At 57.6% G+C, this 20,738-nt stretch carries 16 protein-coding genes; 7 read left to right on the top strand and 9 right to left on the bottom strand.

Annotation, left to right across the window (positions count from 1 at the left end; genetic code table 11):
• Positions 1–15: 15 nt before the first annotated feature.
• Positions 16–1,272 carry an efflux RND transporter periplasmic adaptor subunit gene (locus HDF08_RS12005; protein WP_179638677.1) on the bottom strand — a complete coding sequence of 419 codons (1,257 nt, stop codon included), beginning with the start codon at positions 1,270–1,272 and terminating at the stop codon, positions 16–18.
• Between the two features lie 301 nt (positions 1,273–1,573).
• On the bottom strand, positions 1,574–2,950 hold the full coding sequence (locus HDF08_RS12000; RefSeq protein WP_179638676.1) for a metal-dependent hydrolase family protein: 1,377 nt from the start codon (positions 2,948–2,950) through the stop codon (positions 1,574–1,576).
• Between the two features lie 408 nt (positions 2,951–3,358).
• Between HDF08_RS12000 and HDF08_RS11995 the strand changes: the two genes are divergently transcribed.
• The 3 genes from HDF08_RS11995 to HDF08_RS11985 all read left to right on the top strand — a co-directional run bounded on the left by HDF08_RS11995 (position 3,359) and on the right by HDF08_RS11985 (position 6,440).
• Positions 3,359–4,495 carry a sensor histidine kinase gene (locus tag HDF08_RS11995; RefSeq protein ID WP_179638675.1) on the top strand — a complete coding sequence of 379 codons (1,137 nt, stop codon included), beginning with the start codon at positions 3,359–3,361 and terminating at the stop codon, positions 4,493–4,495.
• Positions 4,492–5,268: a LytR/AlgR family response regulator transcription factor gene (locus tag HDF08_RS11990; protein ID WP_179638674.1), complete on the top strand. Its 777-nt coding sequence runs from the start codon at positions 4,492–4,494 to the stop codon at positions 5,266–5,268. The genes HDF08_RS11995 and HDF08_RS11990 overlap by 4 nt, the downstream gene beginning before the upstream one ends.
• A gap of 74 nt (positions 5,269–5,342) precedes the next feature.
• Complete coding sequence (locus tag HDF08_RS11985; RefSeq protein WP_179638673.1) at positions 5,343–6,440, top strand: radical SAM protein; 1,098 nt, start codon at positions 5,343–5,345, stop codon at positions 6,438–6,440.
• Between the two features lie 126 nt (positions 6,441–6,566).
• On the opposite strand, the gene HDF08_RS11980 is transcribed toward HDF08_RS11985, so the two are convergent.
• The 3 genes from HDF08_RS11980 to HDF08_RS11970 all read right to left on the bottom strand — a co-directional run bounded on the left by HDF08_RS11980 (position 6,567) and on the right by HDF08_RS11970 (position 11,621).
• Positions 6,567–7,643, bottom strand: coding sequence for a YncE family protein (locus tag HDF08_RS11980; RefSeq protein WP_179638672.1), 1,077 nt, complete (start codon positions 7,641–7,643; stop codon positions 6,567–6,569).
• An 88-nt stretch (positions 7,644–7,731) separates the two neighbouring features.
• Complete coding sequence (locus tag HDF08_RS11975) at positions 7,732–9,675, bottom strand: alkaline phosphatase family protein (RefSeq protein ID WP_257030990.1); 1,944 nt, start codon at positions 9,673–9,675, stop codon at positions 7,732–7,734.
• Between the two features lie 230 nt (positions 9,676–9,905).
• Positions 9,906–11,621 (bottom strand): multicopper oxidase family protein, encoded by a 1,716-nt coding sequence (locus HDF08_RS11970; RefSeq protein ID WP_179638671.1) that lies wholly within the window; start codon positions 11,619–11,621, stop codon positions 9,906–9,908.
• 166 nt (positions 11,622–11,787) lie between these two features.
• Between HDF08_RS11970 and HDF08_RS11965 the strand changes: the two genes are divergently transcribed.
• A complete protein-coding gene (locus HDF08_RS11965; protein WP_179638670.1) occupies positions 11,788–12,591 on the top strand; it encodes a glycosyltransferase family 2 protein in 804 nt (267 codons plus the stop codon).
• Here HDF08_RS11965 and HDF08_RS11960 read toward each other — a convergent pair.
• Both HDF08_RS11960 and HDF08_RS11955 read right to left on the bottom strand, forming a co-directional pair.
• Positions 12,573–13,898, bottom strand: coding sequence for an ArnT family glycosyltransferase (locus tag HDF08_RS11960; RefSeq protein ID WP_179638669.1), 1,326 nt, complete (start codon positions 13,896–13,898; stop codon positions 12,573–12,575). The genes HDF08_RS11965 and HDF08_RS11960 overlap by 19 nt on opposite strands.
• 16 nt (positions 13,899–13,914) lie before the next feature.
• Positions 13,915–14,556, bottom strand: coding sequence for an O-methyltransferase (locus HDF08_RS11955; RefSeq protein ID WP_179638668.1), 642 nt, complete (start codon positions 14,554–14,556; stop codon positions 13,915–13,917).
• A 314-nt stretch (positions 14,557–14,870) separates the two neighbouring features.
• On the opposite strand from HDF08_RS11955, the gene HDF08_RS11950 reads away from it, so the two are divergent.
• From HDF08_RS11950 to HDF08_RS11940, 3 genes are read left to right on the top strand one after another with little or no spacing between them, the layout of a single operon-like run.
• Positions 14,871–15,731, top strand: coding sequence for an MIP/aquaporin family protein (locus HDF08_RS11950; protein WP_179638667.1), 861 nt, complete (start codon positions 14,871–14,873; stop codon positions 15,729–15,731).
• A complete protein-coding gene (glpK, locus tag HDF08_RS11945; RefSeq protein WP_179638666.1) occupies positions 15,728–17,224 on the top strand; it encodes a glycerol kinase GlpK in 1,497 nt (498 codons plus the stop codon). Before HDF08_RS11950 ends, glpK begins: the two co-directional genes overlap by 4 nt.
• Positions 17,221–18,822 (top strand): glycerol-3-phosphate dehydrogenase/oxidase, encoded by a 1,602-nt coding sequence (locus HDF08_RS11940; RefSeq protein WP_179638665.1) that lies wholly within the window; start codon positions 17,221–17,223, stop codon positions 18,820–18,822. The genes glpK and HDF08_RS11940 overlap by 4 nt, the downstream gene beginning before the upstream one ends.
• A gap of 33 nt (positions 18,823–18,855) precedes the next feature.
• On the opposite strand, the gene HDF08_RS11935 is transcribed toward HDF08_RS11940, so the two are convergent.
• Both HDF08_RS11935 and HDF08_RS11930 read right to left on the bottom strand, forming a co-directional pair.
• Entirely contained in the window at positions 18,856–19,617 is a 762-nt protein-coding gene (locus tag HDF08_RS11935) for a heme-binding domain-containing protein (protein WP_179638664.1), read from the bottom strand.
• A 1-nt stretch (position 19,618) separates the two neighbouring features.
• Entirely contained in the window at positions 19,619–20,614 is a 996-nt protein-coding gene (locus tag HDF08_RS11930; RefSeq protein WP_179638663.1) for a metallophosphoesterase family protein, read from the bottom strand.
• Between the last annotated feature and the right edge of the window lie 124 nt (positions 20,615–20,738).

The raw sequence follows: 20,738 nt of genomic DNA, 5'->3' as shown, positions 1-20,738 counted from the left end.
GTCGGCGGATGTGGCTCAGGGTGCTGCGTTGCGCAGGGTGTTGTTGGTGAGGGAATCTTGCGATGAGGGGGCGTCGATGGGCGAGACTCGTGCGCCTGGGGTTAGGCGGAGTTGGCCTTCGGTGACGATCATGTCACCTTGGCGGAGGCCGCTGCCTAGAACTGCTACTTCACTGGCCGCTTGCGAGGATGTTGGGGGGCGGTAGGTTCGCAGGACGGTGACAGGCACCATGGTTGCGATGCTGGCTTGTATGCGCCACGCGTATGTTCCCTCGAGGCCTTGCTGGATGGCGGACTGCGGAACGACTAGCTGGTTGACGTCGACCCGCAGACGGAGGCGGACGTTGACGAACTCGCCTGGCCAGAGTGCTCCGTCGGTGTTTGGAAATGTGGCTTTGAGCCGGATCGTGCCAGTAGCGGGATCGACGGTGTTGTCGATGAACTCGAGGCGGCCTTTGCCGAGGGGGCCGTCGCTTGGACCGGCCTCGACTTCGAGTGGGCCGAGGGAGCTGAGGCGCTGCACCTCGGCGAGGGCTTGCTCTGGAATGCCGAAGGTTACGCGGATGGGTGCGAGTTGAAGGAGGGTGACGAGGGTTGTGTCGTTTTCGCGAATTACGTTGCCGGCTTTGACCATGGCGGCACCGGCGCGGCCGGCGATGGGAGCGACGACCTGGGCGAAGTTGAGCTGCAGCTGTGTCTGGGCAATCCGAGCGCGGTCGGCGTTGATGGCTCCGGCGGCGGCGGCGATGGCGGCCTTGTCGGCCTGGAGGCTGGCGCGCGTGGTGTCGCTTGCGGTGACGGCTTGCTTCACACTTTGGCCCGAGAGAACGCCGAGGTCGCCTAATTTGACGGCGGTGTCGGCGTCGGACTGGCTCTGCTTCTGCGAGGCCGCATCTCGGGCGGCGATGGCGGTAGCCTGTTGCTCCATTGCGACATCACGATCGAGCTCGGCTTGCTGTTGTGCCTGCTGGCGGCTTAGCGTGTCGCGGTCGATGGTGAAGAGCAGCTGGCCTTTGGTTACGTTTTGTCCTTCGGTGAAGGCGACCTCTTTGATCTGTCCGGCTACTCGCGGCTTGACGTCGACACTCTCGACGGCTTCGACGTTTCCAACTGCCGCGAGCTCGAGTGGCACATCCTGCGACACGGCGCGGGCAACGTGAACGGGGACGCCCTCGGGAGGAGAGGTGTTGGCATGGGCTACGACGCGGGAACAGGATGCGAGGGGAATGCAGATTACGGCGCACAGAAGCGCGAGGGTTTTGTTCGCCTGCATAGCGGTAGTACCTCAGCATCAGGATGTGCCTTAGGACGGCGCCTGAAAACCGATATGCAGCCGGAGGTGCTAAAGCTGCAGGGAGGGTTGCAGGATGCACGGTGGAGTATGTCGCTGCGGGGTGGCTTTGCAGGCTTTGAGATAGCTGCGGGGAGAGTTTCAGGTATTGGGATAGTGGATCTGGTTGATGTGAACGACTGAACTTGCCGAAAGCTGACTTAGAGGGAACGTCAACCGCGCCTGGTAAGCAGAAGAGCGTTTCTGATTACCGATACTCGTTACGTGGCGCGACCGTCGAACTTCAATGGAGCCTGTCGTTCTCGACCGTGTTTTTGTAAATTTTGCCGTCCTTCATAATCAGCAGAAAAGTTTTGTCAGGGTCTTCGACCAGTTTGATATTTGCCACTGGATCCCCATCTACTAACAAAAGATCGGCCAACGCGCCCTCCTCCACCACTCCCAATCTCCCAGGATAAGGATTGCGCGGCCCCGCCATGGCCAATAGATCTGCGTTGTCCGCCGTGGCCATCTTCAGTACTTCGCTCGGGGTGTACCAGCGCACCATCTTGGCCAACTGCGCGCCTTGCCGTGTTGCGAGTTTCGCGTCAAATAGCGTGTCCGTTCCCCAAGCTGTCTTAACCTTATATTTTTTCGCGAGCTTGTACGCCGTGTCAGTTCCAGCTGACATCTCCAGCTGTTTCTGGCGGTTCGGCGAACCGGGTGGTTGAGGATTCGCATCCTCATCGTCAAGGAAAGGCTGCAGACTCCACCAGATTCCTTTGTCCGCCATCAGCTTTGCGGAAGCTTCATCGGCAAGCTGACCGTGTTCGATGCACTTCACCCCTCCCGCAATTGCCGTCTGTATCGCTTTAGGAGTGTAGGCGTGCACAGTTACGTACGTGCCCCAGTTCTCTGCCGCCTCCACAGCCGCGCGGAACTCTGGTTCGGTGTATTGTGCCACGTCGAGAGGATCGTATGGAGAGGCAACGCCGCCGCCTGCCATTAGCTTTATCTGCGTTGCCCCTTTCATTAACTGTTCGCGCGTACGCAGCCTGACCTCATCGGGACTGTCCGCAATCGCGGCTACTCCCTCCTGCTCGGAATGACTTAGCGGTCCGCCAATCGTGCGCGGAATCTCGTACGGCATGCGAAAGTCGCCGTGTCCGCTAGTCTGTGAGATAAATGCGCCTGAAGGGTAAATCCGAGGCCCGGGGATTAGTCCCTGGTCGATGGCCATCTTCAGACCGAACGACGGTCCGCCAAGGTCGCGGATGGTGGTAAATCCGCGAAGCAGCATGTCGTTCGCTGCTTTGCCCGCGACCAGGTTTAGATAGCCAATGTCTGCTGTCATCGCCACGGACATTGGAATCCCCTGCATAAGGATATGCGTATGTGCGTCGATCAGCCCTGGCATCAGGGTGCGTCCGCCGCCCTCGATGATGGTCGTGTTCGCGCTTCGGTCCGTTGGGATGGGAGAAATTGAGATGCGCTCGATCAGTTTGCCGCGAACCAGCACATTCGAAGGCGCAGAGAGCTGCCCCATCCTAGTCAGTACACGAACATTCTGAAACAGTGTCACCGGAACCGGACGCGCTGCCGTCAGCTCTTGGGCATGGAGTTGAAAAGTAAAGATGCCACAGAAGAGAACTACGAAGAACTTGTAAACTTTTATGCTCATGGATCCGAATCCTCGTCACTAGAGCTGGATACATTTGAGGTCAGTATAGACATTCCTTGGGATGGCACGTTTATCGCTCCAATGCAGCCAAATCTGTCCCACAGATGGGTTCCCCATAAGTCGGCTTGTGGAAAGTAATGCTGTGATTCTCGAAAAACGGTTTTTTTGGCAACTTCGCTTGGTCTGGACTCGAAGCTGACCCACTACCGCACTAGCCTCCGTGCCGGAGACAGGAGCGAGTTGTAACATGGTTGCCTGCAGAAATGGGGGCTTTGGCTGCAAAGATGTTGGAGCCGCAGGGGAGATGATAGATCCTGATTCTTGCACGCTCTCGCTTAGCGAAGATCGCGGAACGACCTAGATCCGATGTAGAAAGAACCTTTCGTTGAATAAAGAAAGGATGCGCGCATGAACACTTTGACCACTTCTCCGGAGTTTCGGCAGGCCCCGGCGATCTCGCAGGATAACGCGCCGGAAGAGGTTGCTGCGCAGGGAGGTAGAGGACTCAACGGCTACCTGTTGATCCTGTCGCTGGCGGCAGTACTGGCGCTCGCTACTGCAGCCGAGTGTGGGTCGGTGATGCATCCAGCGTCGCTGGTTTATGGCGCAGTTCTTTGGGGTTGGTGGGGAACGATTGCGTGCGTCCTGTGGAAGATGGCGCCGCGCTTACCGACTGTCTCCAGCCTTTCCGTGAAGACAATTGTGCTGCACGTAGTTGCTGGATCGGTGCTTGCGCTGGTTCATCTGCTGATGCTGTGGGGTATAGGTTTTCCGCTCGGCTGGGGGCCGGGGGAAGAACACATGATGTGGGGGGTCCTGTTCAACGTCAACCGGTTTGGCATCGAGCTTCTGCTCTATGGGTTCATCATCGGGGTTACCGGAATCGTTCAATACAAGCTGCGGGCGCAGGACGATGCGATGCGGTCGCTCGAGCTTCAGAAGCAACTCTCTTCGGCTCATCTGCATGCGCTGCAGATGCAGCTTGAACCACACTTTCTCTTCAACACGTTGAACGCAATCACGACGCTGGTCGAGCTGGGCAGGCAGAGGGAGGCGGTAGAGATGCTGTCGCATCTGAACGTGATCCTGAAGAGCACGCTGAAGCGGACGACACCGGAGAAGGTTCCGCTCTCGCAGGAACTCGAAATGATCGACAACTACCTGGCGATCGAGCAGATTCGATTCGCAGACCGGTTACAGGTGCAGATTAAGGTCGATCCCGGTGCGCTTGATGGAATGGTGCCCTGTTTTTTGTTGCAGCCAATTGTTGAGAACGCGATACGGCATGGGATTGCGCGTTGTGTGAGTGAGGGCGTGGTGGAGGCTTCCGCTCGACGCGACGGCGGTAGCCTGCTCCTGAGGGTACGCGATACGGGAGCCGAAGCCGGTGCGCAGGCGCAGAAGGGACACGGGATCGGGCTGAAGAATACGCGGGAGCGGTTGCTGCACTTTTACCAGAACGAGTTTGCGATGAGGGCAGAGCCGCTGGAGGATGGCGGCTTCGAGGTTGCGATCACCATACCTTATGAGCCGCAAACCCTATGAAGCTGAAGACGCTGATTGCCGATGACGAACCACTGGCGAGGGAGCGGTTGCGTTTTCTGCTCGCCGGCGATGATGAGGTGGAGGTTGTTGGCGAGTGCAGGAACGGCGGCGAGGTGTTGGCCTCGCTGAAGGCGTCGCGGGTCGATGTTCTGTTTCTGGACATTCAGATGCCAGGCAGGGGAGGGTTTGAGGTGATCGAGCAGGTGGGTGCGGCGCAGATGCCGGTGACGGTATTTGTAACCGCACATAATCAGCATGCGCTGCGCGCGTTTGAGGTGCATGCGCTCGACTACCTGACGAAGCCTGTGGAACCGGAGCGGTTGAAGGCTGCGCTGGCTCGGGTGAAGAAGCGTATTGCTTCGAATATGGCGTTGCTGAACCAGGAGCGGTTGAAGCAGGTTCTGGCTGAACTGGAGACTGGGGACGTTGGAGCGAAGGAGTATCCGAAGCGGCTGCTGGTTCCGAATGGAACGAAGGATACGGTGGTGAATGTCCAGGAGATCGAGTGGATTGAGGCGCAGGATTACTATTCGTGCCTGCATGTGGGGGCGAAGAGTTTTATGCTGCGGGAGACGGTGAAGCAACTGGCTAACACGCTAGACCCAAATCGCTTCGTGCGAATTCACCGATCTACGATTGTGAACATGGACTATGTGCGCGAGTTGTCGCGGGAGGGGCGTAGCGAGGCATCGGTGATCCTGACACGCGGGCAAAGGCTGAAGATGAGCAAGACAGGGTGGCAGAATCTGGTTATGGCGAGCCGCAAGCTTTGAATTGAGGTGGGTGGCGCTGTGAGATGCGCTCGGCGCGAGTGGTCTGGCGGGCGCCGGCGCACTACACTAGAAGAATGAGCCAGATTGCCACTTCGACTACGACGACGTTTTCCGAGATTGCGGGTAAGGTCACCGAGGGCTCCCGGATTGGGCGGGATGAGGCGCGGTGGCTTTGGAGCAACGCGTCCGATGAGGAGTTGCGGTCGCTTGCTGCGATGGTGCGCGGGCGGTTTCATGCTCCGGCGACGTGCACGTATATGGTGATGCGGATCATCAACTATACGAATGTGTGTGTGGCGCAGTGCGACTACTGTGCGTTCTACAAGCTGCCCAGCCAGGATGGCGGGTATGTGTTAAGCCAGGAAGATGTGTTTGCGAAGCTGGATGAGTTGTTGGCGCTGGGTGGGGATCTGGCGGCATTCAATGGCGGGTTCAATCCGCATCTGCCGCTGAGTTATTACTGCGAGTTGTTTGCTGCGATTCGCGCTCGGTATGGCGATGGACTGGAGTTTTATGCGCTGACGATTGCGGAGTTTATGTATCTGGCGGATCATGCCAAGCTGAGCTACTCGGAGGCGGCGGCGCGGCTGAAGGATGCGGGCGTGCGGTGGATCACTGGCGGCGGGTCGGAGATTTTGACGGAGGAGTTTCGCGCGCGGCACTCGAAGTTCAAGTACACGGTGGCGCAGTACTTTGAGGCGCAGCGGGCGATTGTTGAAGCAGGCCTGAAGACGACGGCGACGATGGTGATCGGATTTGATGAGAGCCTGGAGGAGCGGTTGGAACATCTTGAGCGCACGCGGCAGTTTCAGGATGAGACTGGGGGGCTGGCGAGCTTTCTGTGCTGGACGTTCAAACCCTACTTCACGCAGATTGGCGGGATTGAGATTACGACGGCGGAGTATCTGCGGCACCTCGCGTTGTGCCGGATTTATCTGGACAATATTCCGCGGATTCGTACTTCGGTGTTGACTCAGAATGAGCAGGCGTTGGGTGGGTTGAACTATGGTGCGGATGATTTTGATCTGCCGATCGAGGATGAAGTGACGCAGAAGGCGGGGGCGACGATCAGCCTGGACTTTGAGCGAATACTGAACTATGCACGAGAGCTTGGGTATACGCCGACGTATCGGCATGTGTCGCTGGGGCAACCGCCGTGGGTTGAGGTTTAATGATCGGTCCTGCCGGACGGGCTGCCTACGCGGCAGGCGGTCACTTCGTGACTTGTATAACGCTTCGCGTGGCGCTCCCGATGGTCGCGGTGATGATCGTTTCCGACCATCGGGAGGACATCAGTTTTAGCGGCCGACGACGATGACAGAGAAGGTGCCGGGGACTGGAGTGGGGCGGAACTTCAGCTCTTCGGAGGTCGCGCTGGTGTTCTGGCCGAACTTGGAGGTTACGAGATATGCCCTGTCGTCCTTCTGGCTGACAATCATGGTTCTTGCGCCGGGTTGAGTGCTTACCTGCTGGATGCGGGAGTATTTTGCGAGTCCGTCGCGGCGGAAGATGGAGAGCGTTCCGGTGGCGTCGGCGACGAAGAGCAGATTGTGACGGGCATCGAAGTCGATGTCGCCGGTGTTGGGTGGAGCGTCGCCGATGGGGGTGAGGCGGCCGGTGTCTGTGTCGACGGAGACGAGCTTGTGATCTTCGCAGGTGGTGAAGAGCTGATGGTGGGCTGCGTCGCTGGCTAAGCCGGCTGGGCCGGTGCAGGGCGTGAGCTGCCAGGATGCGGTGATCTTTTTTGCGGCAGGGTCGATGCGGGTGATCTGACCGAGGGCTGGGAGCGCGACGAAGATGGCCCCTTTGCCGTCGGTGATGGCTGAAGCGGGGCGGCTGGTGAGGGGGATGGTTGCGGTGACCTGGTTGGTGGCGGCGTCGATGATGGTGACGCTATGGCTGTGTGAGTTGAAGGCGACGACCGAGTTTGAAGCGGGGTCGAAGACGATGGCGGCGGGAATGGCGCCGGTGGGGATGGAGGCGACAACTTTGAGGGTGGCGCGGTCGAAGACTCGGACGAATCCGGCGGTGCCGTCGGTGGGGTCGGTGACGTAGCCGAATTTGCCGGAGCTGTCGAGGGCGATGTCGCGGATGTTTTTCATGTCCTCTACTTCGCCGATGAGCTTGCCGGTGTCGGTGTCGACGACCATGACGCGATTGGTTCGGGGAATGTAGAGGCGGTGCGCGGGGGCGTCGAGAACGAGGAAGCCCCATCCGCCTTTACCGCCGAGGTTCCATTGGTCCTGGACATGAAACTTCGGCAAGACGGTTGGGCTTGCAGCGTGGAGGAGATGGGTGGCGGCAGCGATTCCCGCGAGGAGGAGGGTTGAGGGAAGGAGTTTTGCGATTAGTTTTTGCAGGCGGAGATTCTTCATTTGATTGATGGCCAATGTGGTTAATAAATTACTTCGACGGCCAGCGTGGGCTGACCGTCGAATGGTTGGATCTTGAGACGTGCTGCGGTTATTTGGTGGAGAATTGGAAGTCATCCGTTAGATCGCCAATTGCTGGGCTGTTCGTCGGGACGTAGGGGCTGGTTGCTTTCTGGATCGGGTTCGGCAGGTTGTCGCGGCTGCGGTCGGAGATGGTGGGCAGGCCCCAGTTCTTCTCGATGAACTTCATGAGGGAGACGTGATCGCCGTACTCGTGCGAGACTTTTCCGCCGGTGGAGTACTTCGAGACAACGATGAGGGGGATGCGGGTACCGTCGCCGAAGAAGTCGACGGGCTGGATGTAGCCGGAGTCATAGTATCCGCCGCCTTCGTCGAAGGTGACGAAGATGGCAGTGTCGGCCCAGAGGGTCGGGTTGGCTTTGACGCCGTCGATGATCTTCTTGGTGAAGCCTTCGAAGAGGTCGAGTTTGGAGGAGGCCGGGTGACCATCGTTGAAGCCGCTGGGCTTGACGATGGAGACTGGGGGCAGGTTGCCGGTGTCGATGTCTTCATAGAGCTCAGTCGTGTCCGCGATGTAGGTCTGGCGGGCAGCCTGGGTTCCCATGAACTGTGTCTGATACTGGAAGGGATTGCAGATGTTGCAGTACTCATCGAACGAGTTCGACTCGGTGGGGTCGGTTACGTACAGATCCCAGTTCTCGCCGAAGTATTTGAAGGGAATGTTGTGAGCAACGAGATTGTCGCCGATGCTCTTCTGGCTGGTTGGTGGAATAGTGAAAGGCGAGTACTGCGAGGTGAGGGTACCGTCGCCGTTGTAGCCGGGGTTGTAGTTGTTGACTAGGTAGTAATCGCCCTTGACGCAGTTCGACTTCACAGGCCGCTTGAGGGACTGGAGGTAGTTGGTGACGGCTGGAACGCCTGGCTGGCTGATGTCGCCGCAGTCGACGTAGCTGCCGCCGCCGTAACCATCCTGATCGTAGAAGTCATTGGTCGCGACCTGGGGGTTGGGGTTTTCGATTTCGTTGGTGGGGGGCTTGGTGGCGGCGCCTTTGGAGTTGGTGTAGAAGATGGCATCGCCGAAGCCGAACATGATGTGGTTGGCGCCGGTGCCGCCCATGACGGACTGGTGGAAGTTGTCGCTGATGGTGTAGTCATCGGCGAGCGTCTTGAAGTAGGGGGCGTCGCCCTGGGCCATGTTGTAGAAGCCCATGGAGGTGGCGCCTTCGCCGGTGGTCGTTTCGTTGAAGTTGGCTGGCTGCTTGGCTCCATTGCCGCCGGTGCCGACCGAGACTTCAACCCAGGGGAAGAGGTCGTTCAAGCAACCGCTGGCGTTCTCTTCGGTGGCGTAGTCGGCGTTGCAGTCGGTCTGCTGCCACATCTGGAAGAAGCGGTGTACGGGGCTGTTGGTGTAGGCGTCGTACGGCATCTTGGGTCCGCTGAGCTGGAAGACACCTTCGCGCAGGTTGGTGTCGTTGGCAATGCGAGTGTCGGGCTTGCCGCCAGCGATGCCGGTGGCACCGGTGAGCAGGAACTTGTTGTAGGCGGGAGCGAGACCGGTGTCAGCAAGTTCGGCGACCTTAAGAGTAGTGAAAGGTGCGCTGGCTACGCTCTGCTTTTCAGGTCCGCCAGCGAGAGCCGCGGGCAGGGTGCTGTAGATGCTCTTTTCCTGTGGGCTATTGGAGTACTTTCCGTTATCAGCGGTGGTGCTGTCGACGGCCGAGAACTGAGCGGAGAGGGAGTAGTTCGGGCCGGGCTTGCCGTTGGCGTTGACGATGCCCTTAGAGAGGAGGTTCGAGACGGTCTCGCCTGCCTTCGGCTTGTAGGTGGCGTAGACGTGATCGAAGGTGCGGTTTTCCCCGATGATGATGATGACGTGCTTGATAGGAGTCTTTGTTTCGGGGACGGCAGTTTGGGCGTAGGCGGATTGTGGCAGTCCCGCAAACACTTGCAGCGCAATCAACATCATCGCGCCGCACTTCAATGTCCCGTTAGGGGCGTTGACAGTACGTTTCAAAATGATACCTCCGGAAAACTGAGGGAACGAATTGACTCGTTGGGGAATACAACCTCAGTGGGATAACCGTAGAGGTAGCGGCATGGTTGGTGTGTCACGTCCAAGTGAAATGATCAATAATTACGGTTACGTTATTGATAGGATTTCGTCGCGAGAAAAATGTTTTTGAATATAACAATCGATTCGCAATCCTGTCACATTCGATTTTGCTCGCAGCGGGTGCGAGTGGGTTACACGATTAGCTTGTAGGGCCTCATCATCTCGTTGTCTTCGTGCTCCAGGATGTGGCAGTGCCAGACGTAGAGGAGTTCGTCGCCTGGAGAGACCTGTGCTCCGTGGGGAAGATCAAAGCGCATGATGACGCGGGTGACATAGCCCGGGTAGGACTTGATCGTATCTTTGTAGGCGGGGCGCTCGTTGCTCTCGGGCGCCATTGGCCTTCCGGTGAAGACGAGCTTGCCGGTCTGCTGGTAGGTTGGCACATCGAAGGTCTGGCGATTCAAGACCTGGAAGCGCACGAGATGGATGTGCAGGGGATGGACGTCGCCGGTGATGTTGATGAAAGACCAGATCTCGGTTGAACCAGCCGTTGGATCTTCGGTGATGGGTTCGTGCCAGCGTGCGTTGCCGAGAAGGCCGGTGATGACGTAGCCGTCGGAGGGGCGCTCTTTTTCTGAGACGAGGAGGAGGCGTTCCCGGGTCGTATAGGTGGGGACAAGCGGCTCGAATGGGACGAGTGTTTCTGAGACGACGCTGGTGTCCTGGCTGGAGAGGGGCTTGTTCACCTTGAAGAGCAGGACGTCTTCGGCGAGGTACTGACCGCCCATGGTGTAGGGGGCAGGGGCGTCGTTGACGAGCGAGAAGGATTTGCCTTCACAGCCAGAGAAGTCGATGACGATATCGAAGCGCTCGCCTGGGGCTATGAGGAGGTAGTGAAGTTGGAGCGGGGCAGGGAGAAGGCCACCGTCGGTGCCGATCTGCTGGAAGGATGGGGTGTCGAAGGAGTCGTTCTGGATCTTTCCGGTGGCGTCTGAGTTGAAGAGCCGCAGGTGATAGAAGCGCGCGTTCGCGGCGTTGACGATGCGGAAGCGGTATCTGCGCGGTTCGACCTCGAGAAATGGGGCGACCTTTCCGTTGACGCAGTTGTAGTCGCCGTAGAACTCCTGAATCCAGATGGGGTGTTCCTTGGGGCCGTTAATAACTTTTGGGTAGTAGAGGGATCCGTCGTGGTGGAAGAGGCGATCCTGCAGCATGAGGGGGATTTCGTAGTCGCCTTGAGGGAGGTTGAGTGCTTTCTCCGCTTCGTCGCGAATGAGATAGAAGCCTGCTAATCCGGCGTAGACGTTCAGCCTGGTGATGCCGAGGCAATGGTCGTGATACCAGAGAGCGGTTGAGGGCTGGCAGTTGGGATATGTCGAGGGGCGGGGGTTGAACTTCGCGCCATGCGGCCCGTGTTCGCCTTGCGCTGTGAACCAGGCTTCGGGGTAGCCGTCGTCGTCGGGCATGGTGCAGGCGCCGTGGAGATGGGCGACGTTGCGGACGGCGGGCAGTGACGATTCGGCGCCGTGTATGGAGTGATCGATGGGGAGTAGATGCGTTGTAGGAAGCTTACTGATCCAGTTGATGCTGAGGGGCTGGCCGCTCCGGGCTTCGATGGTGGGGCCGGGCCAGGAGCTGTTGTATCCCCACAAGGTCGTCGGCGGGAGGTCGCGGTGAACCTTGTGTTGGAACTGGCGCATTTCGACGTCGATGACTTCGTTTGGTTTGCCGGTGGTGCGGATAACCGGCGGGATGGGCAGGGGGTCGACGTAGCTGGTGAGTTTGACTCCACTGCGTACCTGGGCGGGCGAGGCCATGGCCTGTTGCATTGCAGGCACGGTTTTGCTAAGGGTGAGGCCGGCGGCGGAGGTGAGACCGCGCTGGAGTAGGCGGCGTCTGCTTAGCATCGTGCGGCGCCTGGGCTGTATGGATTTTTTGCGAGGAAAGGGTTCATTAATTCAGATTCAATTTGCTTGTTTCTAATACGGCTGCAAAGAAAGACACTAGTCTGATCTTGTTACGGCAAGATGAAGGTGTCCGGATATGGCGCTAAGGGAAATAGAATGAGGGGACATGCCGAAAGCGACACTCTCTGTAGCCATCATCACCTTGAATGAAGAAGCCAATCTCGCGCGGACGCTGGCCAGTGTGGGGTTTGCGAATGAGGTGATTGTGGTGGACTCAGGCTCGACCGATCGCACTCTGGAGATTGCGGAGTCGTTTGGGGCAAAGATTTTTACGGAGCCGTGGAAGGGATTTGCGAGGCAGAAGAACTCTGCCATTGAAAAGTGTGTGGGGACGTGGGTACTTTCGCTGGATGCGGATGAAGAGCTGACGGCGGAGTTGCAGAGGGAGATTGGGCAGATGCTTGAAGGGGACGCCGAGGTGCGCCCACCTGTGGATGGCTATCGGCTTCGACTGCGGCATGTCTTTCTCGGACGCTGGATGCGTCATGGAGGCTATTATCCGGATCTCAAGCTGCGTTTATTTCGGCGTGTGGCGAGCGCTGGTGCGGCCGGCTTCACTGAGCGGCCGGTGCATGAGTCGGTGCAGGTTGCGGGGAGGGTGGAGATGATGAAGAACGATTTTCTCCACCATGGTTATCCTGAGTTGAATATTTATCTGGAACATATGAACCGCTACAGCAGTCTTGGCGGCAAGATTGTTGCGGCAAAGGGGAAGGTCAGCCGCTCGTGGGTGGCTTTCTGCTGGAACGTTGTTTGGGTTCCGCTGCTGACGTTTGTGTGGAACTTTGGGTTTCGGCTGGGTTTTCTGGATGGGCGCGAAGGGTTGCTGCTCCATCTTTATCATTCGGCTTATATCAGCTGGAAGTATGCCAAGGCGTGGCAGATTGGGCGTTACGTCGGCTCTCGCTGAGACGCTCGAGTGGCGGACTGGAAGAGGTAGACGGTGAGGATGGTCATGAGGGGTTCGAGCGGGTGGCGAAAGCGAGCCTGGACGGTGACGAAGTAATAGGTGAGCGGTAGAAGTGCGAAAGCCCATGCGAAGAGGATCGCTCCAGGGATGCGCTGCTTGAGCGCTAAAAAGAGACCTAGAAGTCCGGCGAGGCTGACGAAGCTGTAGTTCAGGACACGGAAGGCTTCGTTGAGGACTCCTTTTTCGACCGGCTTGGGAACGCTGATCCAGTAGAAGTAGAAGCGCTTGAGAGCGAGTTCGAAGAATCGCATTTTGTGGGTGCGGATATGTTCGCGTGCGAGTTTGCCTTCGTGCTGGACGTAGGCGTACTCTCCCATGGTTTTGTATCTGAGGTACTCCGGGCATACGTCACAGACGGGCACTCTTGTGCCGACGGTGAAGCCATTGTAGGAGTCGAGAACGGAGTCGTGCAGCTCTGCGCCGAGGTTGCCGCGAATGGGGATGAATGCGTGAAAGACTCTCTCGTTGCGCAGCATCCACGGTGCGAGACAGGCGAGAAAGATGATTGCCGAGAGGATGGCTTTGCTGATTGCGGGGCCGAGGGCGGGTTTTGGCTTTGCTCCTCCGAGGAGCATCCAGATGCCGCAGACGGGGAGGAAGAGAAGGATCGTTGAGTTGAGCAGGGCGATCATGCCCCAGAGGAGTCCGAAGAGGCACCAGCGGAGGGTGGTTTGAGGATTGGGTGCTGGAGGTTCTTCTCCGATGCTGCGAACACGCAGGGCGATCACGATGACGGCGGAGAAGAGGAAGGCGGTGAGGGCCATGTCCCAGACCCAGTGGACGGCGTATTGCAAGGCGGCGGGGTAGAGCGCCCATAGCCAGGCTGACCAGAGGGCGATCTTGCGGGCTCGTCCGGTGGGTTGAAAGCACCTTGCGGCGATCTCGAATATGAGGAGAGCTGTTGCTGCGGAGAAGATGCTGTTGATGGTGAGGATGACCCAGGTGGATTTCGCGGTGTAGACGCCGAAGAGTTTGAAGACACCGGCAAGGAGCAGAGGGTAGAGCGGCGGCACCCAGGCGGTGGGGCCGGAGTGGCCTGTGAATGGGTCGGCGTATCCAAAGCCGGTGGAAAGTGCCCGGGCGATGCGGCCCATCTCCCACCCAAACTGCAGGTGATCCTCGGAGGGGCGGATGCGGTAGGTGTGGGCGAGGGTGATGTAGAGAACGCGGAGAAGGAGGCCGGCCCAGAAGAGATACCACGGCGCTCGGAAGGGATGAGAGTGCTTCTGTGTTTGTGGAGTTGGCATCCGCTTAATCCTACGTCTAGCTGCGCCCGGCGCGGGGTTGAGCGATGACGAGTCCGCGAGGCGTGGGTAGAAAGACGACGGAGAGCAGGCCTTCGGCCTCCATTGATTTCGCAGCGTCGCGAACGACTTTGTGGTGCGAACTGGCGTCGTGCATGAGGATGAGTCCGTTGGGGTTGATCTGGGGAAGAAAGCGTTTGACCTCCTGCTCGCGGATCGGCATGTCGGAGTCGGAGAAGAAGAGATCGATGGTGCCGTCAATCTTCATCTCAAGGCTGGACTGGTTGCGGAGTTCGATCCAGGGCTTGAGCGGGGAGGCATCGAGGCGTTCTTTGGCGCGAGCGTAGACGACGGGGTCAAACTCGCAGCTGATGACTTTGCCGAAGCCGTTGCGCTCGAGGCCCTTTGCAATCCATTCGGTCGAGACGCCTAGGAACGATCCGGTTTCAACGACGAGCCTGGGCTTGATGGTTGTCACCAGCGTCGCGAGGAATTCGAGGACTTCGAGCTCGGCGGTCATGGAGTCGACCATGCTCCAGTGCTGGGGTTGCGGGCACTCGGGCGTGGCGCGGTGGGTCTCGGACTGGAGCGTACCGGCGGCGCGATCATGCTGCAGCATGACCTTGTGTTCCTGCTTTATCTTCTTGCTGAATAAACCCATGCAAAACTCCCTGATATTCCATTATGCGGGATTGGATGGCGCAGGGACGAGTGGGTACAGGGGTTCAGGCGGTTGGCGAGAGATGGCTTTGGTGTCTATTTCACCGCTGTGGTCGCAGGTAGAAGCCTGTGGCGGTCTCGTCGACCTTCCCGTCTTGGCGGACGGGCCGATACCGAATTTGGCCGGTATTGTGAGGCAAACCTTCGCTTGCGGAGAAAAATGTAGATAATGGCCAGCGAGCGGAGAGACGGAGTTTTCGACTTCCGTGGTTCTTCCCAAGTAGATCGAACAGACAAGCAAGGAGAAGACGCTGAATGAGCAAGACGTTCGTGGGGCAACTGATATCAGAAGCTGTGGCTATGTTCATTGTGATTGCCTTTGGAGATTCGGTCGCGGCAATGTACACGCTTTACAATCCAAGCCCGTACCAGCAGGCCTATTGGGGAGTGTGTATTGCCTGGGGGCTGGCGGTGACGATCTCGATCTACACGACGGCTTCGGTGAGCGGGTGTCATGGGAACCCGGTGGTAACGCTGACGCTCGCAGTCTATCGAGGGTTTTCCTGGCATAAGGTGCTTCCGTATTGCCTTGCACAGGTGACAGGAGCATTTTTGGGGGCGGGGATCGTCTATACGCTGTTCTCGCCGGTGATCGACAACTTCAACCTGACGAACCACCTCACTCGAGCTGGGGGCGGGGCTGCGGGAGTTTTCTTTACTCACCCGGGTTTGGCGATCACACCCATGCATGCCTTTGGCGATGAGATTATTCTGACTGCGTTTCTGATCTTTGGGATCTTTGCGATTACGGAGCAGTACAACGAGATGGCTCCCGGCGCGAATGCGGGAGCGCTGATGATCGGATTCCTGGTGGCGTTGATTGGCGCCTCGATGGGTTATCTGGAGGCGTGGGCGCTTAACCCTGCGCGCGATTTTGGACCGCGGCTCTTCTGCTTCTTTATGGGTTGGGGTTCTTCTGCGCTTCCTTCGCCACAGAGTTATTGGTGGATTCCCATCGTTGCCCCGCTGATCGGCGGAGTTTTGGGTGGCGGAGCATACCAATTTCTGATTCGGCCTTTTTTGCCAGCCAGACAGAAAGCACTGCTTGATGTAGTGAAGCAACTCTCAAAGGACGAATCGTCCTTCGAACTGCGAACATCCAAGGAGATAAGATGAAGTACGTACTCTCACTCGATCAGGGAACGACGAGCTCTCGCGCCATCCTCTTCGATCACGATGGGCAGATTGCGGGAACTGCGGCGCATGAGTTTCCGCAGATCTATCCGAATAGTGGCTGGGTAGAACATGATCCCTTCGACATTCTGACGTCACAGCTGAGCTCTGCAATTGAGGTGATGGGTAAAGCGCGAGTGCGTCCAAGAGATGTCATCGCTCTGGGGATTACCAACCAGCGGGAGACTACGATCGTTTGGGATCGCGAGACGGGAAAGCCGGTCTATAACGCGATCGTCTGGCAGGACAGCCGTACCGGCGCCATGATGAAGAGGCTCGCTGATGAGGGGGCTGAGGAGATCGTTCGGCAAAAGACAGGGCTCCTTCTAAGCCCCTACTTCTCTGCGGGCAAAGTGGCGTGGATACTGGAGAATGTTGAGGGAGTGCGTGCCCGTGCAGAGGCGGGAAAGTTAGCCTTCGGAACGGTTGACAGCTGGCTGGTGTGGAATTTGACCAGTGGTAAGCGTCACGTCACGGATAGGACCAACGCTTCACGAACTCTTCTCTACAATATCGTTGAAGACAAGTGGGACGATGACCTGCTGAAGCTTTTCAATGTTCCCAAGAGTCTTTTGCCTGAGGTGGTGTGGTCTAACGAGAAGGTGGGAGAGGTGACGACCTCGCTTGGGCTGGGCGAAGTTGAGATTGCAGGTATTGCCGGGGATCAGCAATCGGCCTTGTTTGGGCAGCTCTGTGTCTCTCCTGGCGATGCGAAGAATACTTACGGTACGGGTTGTTTTCTGTTGCAGAATATTGGCGGGAAGTTCACGCTTTCGAGCCATCGCCTGATTACAACCCTTGCCTGCAGCACAGACCGGAAGCTTGCTTATGCACTTGAAGGCAGCATCTTTATAGGCGGCGCTGTGGTGCAGTGGCTTCGGGATAACATGAAGTTTTTTCGGAAGTCCTCGGAGGTGGAGGCGGTTGCGGCCACTGTACCTGACTCGGATGGTGTGGTCTTTGTGCCTGCATTTACAGGTCTCGGAGCGCCTTACTGGGATGCCGAGGCGAGGGGGTTGATCATAGGCCTGCAACGCGGAACGCAGATCGCTCACATTGCGAAGGCGGCTGTCGAGAGCATTGCGTTTCAGGTCGCGGACGTTCTTCGCGTGATGGATTCAGATACCAAGAATCCCTTTACAGAGCTTCGCGTCGATGGGGGAGCCGCAGCCAACGATGACCTGATGCAGTTTCAGGCGGACCTGCTAGGTGTGCCGGTTCGTCGTCCTGCGGTGCTGGAGACGACTGCTCTTGGTGCCGCCTATCTGGCGGGCCTGTCCAGTGGATTCTGGAGCAGCATCGATGAGTTGAAGCTGCATCGCAAGGCGGACACGCTCTTCGAGCCAAAGACGGATAAGAAGCAGATGCAAAAACTGCAGGACAACTGGAGAGAGGCTGTCGAGCGCTCTCGCCACTGGAACAAGGAGAGCAGATGAATCGCGATGAGATGTTAGCCCGTGTACGCAATCGCAAAGAGCCCTGGGACATTGTTGTGATCGGCGGAGGAGCCACAGGCGCTGGCGTTGCCGTTGATGCGGCATCGCGAGGGTATGATGTGTTGCTGCTGGAGCGGGAAGACTTTGGCAAAGGTACATCCAGTCGCGCCACCAAATTAGTTCATGGTGGTGTTCGTTATCTTGAGCAGGGAAACGTTTCGCTGGTGATGGAGGCGCTGAAGGAGCGGGGGATACTTCTGCGGAACGCACCTCATATCGTGAAAGATCTGAAGTTCATAGTTCCCAACTACTCCTGGTGGGAGGCGCCGTTCTATGGGATTGGGATGAAGATTTATGACTTCCTTGCAGGCAAGTACAGTTTTGGCTCGTCCAAGGTGCTTTCCCTGGAAGAGACGTTGCAGCTTCTGCCCACGATTCGCAGGGACGGACTGCGCGGCGGGGTGATGTATCACGACGGGCAGTTTGATGACACGCGTCTCCTGATCAATCTGATGACTACTGCCGCGGAGCATGGTGCGACTCTTTTGAACTATGCGGGTGTGGTTGAGCTAAAGAAGGACGAGTCGGGCTTTGTGCAGGGTGTGCGGGCGGTCGATAGTGAGAGCGGGGAGAAGTTTGAGATTGAAGCGCGTTCCGTGGTGAATGCGACAGGAATCTTCACCGATGAGATCCGCCGGCTGGCGGAGCCCGGGGTCGAACAGATGATGGCTCCCAGTCAGGGTATTCACCTTATGTTCGACCGCTCCTTCCTGGTGGGCGACACAGCTTTGCTTGTACCCCAAACAGACGATGGTCGCGTACTGTTTGCGGTTCCCTGGCACAACCGCACTCTGGTCGGTACTACGGATACGCCCATCGAATCGATATCGTATGAGCCGCTACCCTTTGAGGAGGAGATCGACTTTGTGCTTGAGACGGCGGGCCGCTATCTGAGCCACAAGCCGACTCGGGAAGATATTCTCAGCGTCTATGTTGGCATTCGACCGTTGGTAAAGGCTGCAGGGGCCAGCGACGGAAAGACTTCATCGCTGTCGCGCGACTATACGATTCATATCGACCACTCCGGTCTGCTGACGATTGTCGGGGGAAAGTGGACGACCTATCGACATATGGCCGAAGACACAGTGGACCACGCCATGACTCTCGGAAGACTGGACGAAAGACCATGTGTCACGGCGACCATGCACATTCATGGATACCATCAGCATCCCGAGGAGTTTGGGAGTTTGTCCGTCTACGGCTCCGATGCACCGGCGATCCTGGAGCTATCCAAAGAAAGGCCTGAACTCGGCGGACTCCTGCACCCTGATCTGCCATACACTGCGGCAGAGGTTGTGTGGGCGGCACGAAATGAGATGTCTCGCACGTTGGATGATGCTCTGGCGCGACGCACTCGAGCGCTGCTGTTGAACGCGCGTGCTGCAGTAGAGATAGCGCCTGCGGTCGCGTCCCTGCTGGCTAAGGAACTCGGCAAGGATGCGGCGTGGGCGGAGGAGCAGGTGAGGATTTTTGGTGCGTTGGCAGCCCAGTACATACCACAGGGGACGAGGTATCCGGCCGCGCCACCTGTGGTATGAACCGGGTGATTTCGGTGTAGAGCCGATCTCTTGCTATTGCTTTAGGTAAGCGATCAAGTCCCGCCGGTCTTCGGCCTTGGGAACACTGAAGCTCATCTTGTTATCCGCTATCAACAAATCCGGATCGCTCAGCCACCTCTCCAACGTCGCCTGGTCCCAAGTCAGACCGGAGTTCTTCAGTACAGCTGAGTATGTAAATCCAGGGCTGCTTCCGGCTTTCCTGCCGAACACACCCGCGAGGCGCGGTCCTTCACGATCCGCGTCCATCGCATGGCACCCTGTGCAACGTCTCTCAAACAGGGCCTTTCCGTGGGTAGCATCGGCGGCTCCCTCCGAAGCTACTTCGCTCTTTCCCACATTCTTTCCTAGCATCGAAAGGGTAAGCACATCGGACTTGGAAAGGGCTGCATTCCAATGCAATAACCGATACTGCATGGGAGGCATCTCTCCACTCTTCGTCTCTTGAACAATCTTCGACATCAGCACATCCTGCTGATCCGGGGATAACTGTTCCCATTGCGACAGATTCATCTTTTTCCGCGCTTCAACGATATCCCGCTCGATCAGCCATGATCCCGGAGCGATCCGCGCATACATCGGCCACCGCGTCTCGCTTGAATGGCAGTCAGCGCACTTGGTTATCAAGACTGCCTTTGCATCCGACGGCATCTTCGCACTATGCAACAGCGTGCCGAGCCCATTTGCGGGCTCGACACGCGGAATGCCAAACGGGTGCACAAATCCGAACCCGACAACGGCAGCCACAGTCAATATTGCTACAGACCACACGCGCATTTTAAACGGTCTCCGCGAGTGTGGAGTCGATAACTGCCAGGTGATTGTGCCCGCGAACAACCTTAACTTTTGTCACGCCAAGCACACTCTCCAGCTTGCCTGCGGGGACTGTCATCGGCCCCGGATTTGGCGCAGCTCCGGGAGCAGGCTGTGGAAACGCGGTCGACATCGCGGTGTGGAACGCCACGTTGCCTTCGACCTTCTGGACGATCTGGTGAATATGCCCATTCAACACCGTCACCGAACCAAACGGTTTCAGCATAGCTAATGCCTGCTCGCCGTCCTTCGTCCCCCAGCCCCACTTCTCGTACACCATCCAGAGCGGAATGTGCGCAAACACCACGATCGGTGTGGAATGGCTCAGACCCGCCAGATCTGACTTAAGCCACGCCAGTTGGTCGCTGCCCAGGTTGCCCATTGCATCCACCTGCACGCAGTTGTTCAAACCGACAAAGTGAACGCCCTTGTGGTTGTAGCTATACCAGCCGTTGCCAGCGGTGCCCTTGCCGAAACGTTGTTTGTACTGAACGCCATCGTCGATATAGTCATGCTCCCCGGGGACGTAAAACACTTCGCCCCTGAAGCCTTTGATCACCTGCGAAGCTGTATCGAACTCTGCCGCCTTCGAGTTCTGCGTGATGTCTCCGGTGTGAAGCATAAAATCCGGAGCCTTCGCGCCGGCAGGCGCAAGATTTGATCTGTCGATCGCCTTCTTGAGCGTGTGGGTTACATCCGGATTTGCACCTTTGTTGAAGCCGATATGACAGTCGCTTATCTGTACGAAGGAGAAGTCTTCAACTTTGCCACTCCCTCCGCCGCTCTTGATCGCCTGCGCCAACAGCTTTGAAGTTGGCACGCCGCCAACCATCGACCACAGCAATCCTGTTCCAGCCCATGCCATGCATCCCAGAAAATTGCGCCGGTCGATGCCATCGTTTTCCGACTTTGCAGTATTTTCGTGCTCCTGTACTACTTCGTCCTCTTTAAACCGGTTCATGTCAAACTCCATTTTGCGTATTTTTGATTGCCTGCACCTCCCTAAACTGAGTTAGTTCACTTTTATTCCAGCGCATAGGCAAATAATTCGTGGAATAATCTGTCTGCGATTTGGTTAACGGTAG

The sequence above is a fragment of the Tunturiibacter empetritectus genome (assembly GCF_013410875.1).
GTDB lineage: Bacteria > Acidobacteriota > Terriglobia > Terriglobales > Acidobacteriaceae > Edaphobacter > Edaphobacter empetritectus.
This window is presented reverse-complemented; position numbering and strand designations above follow the sequence as displayed.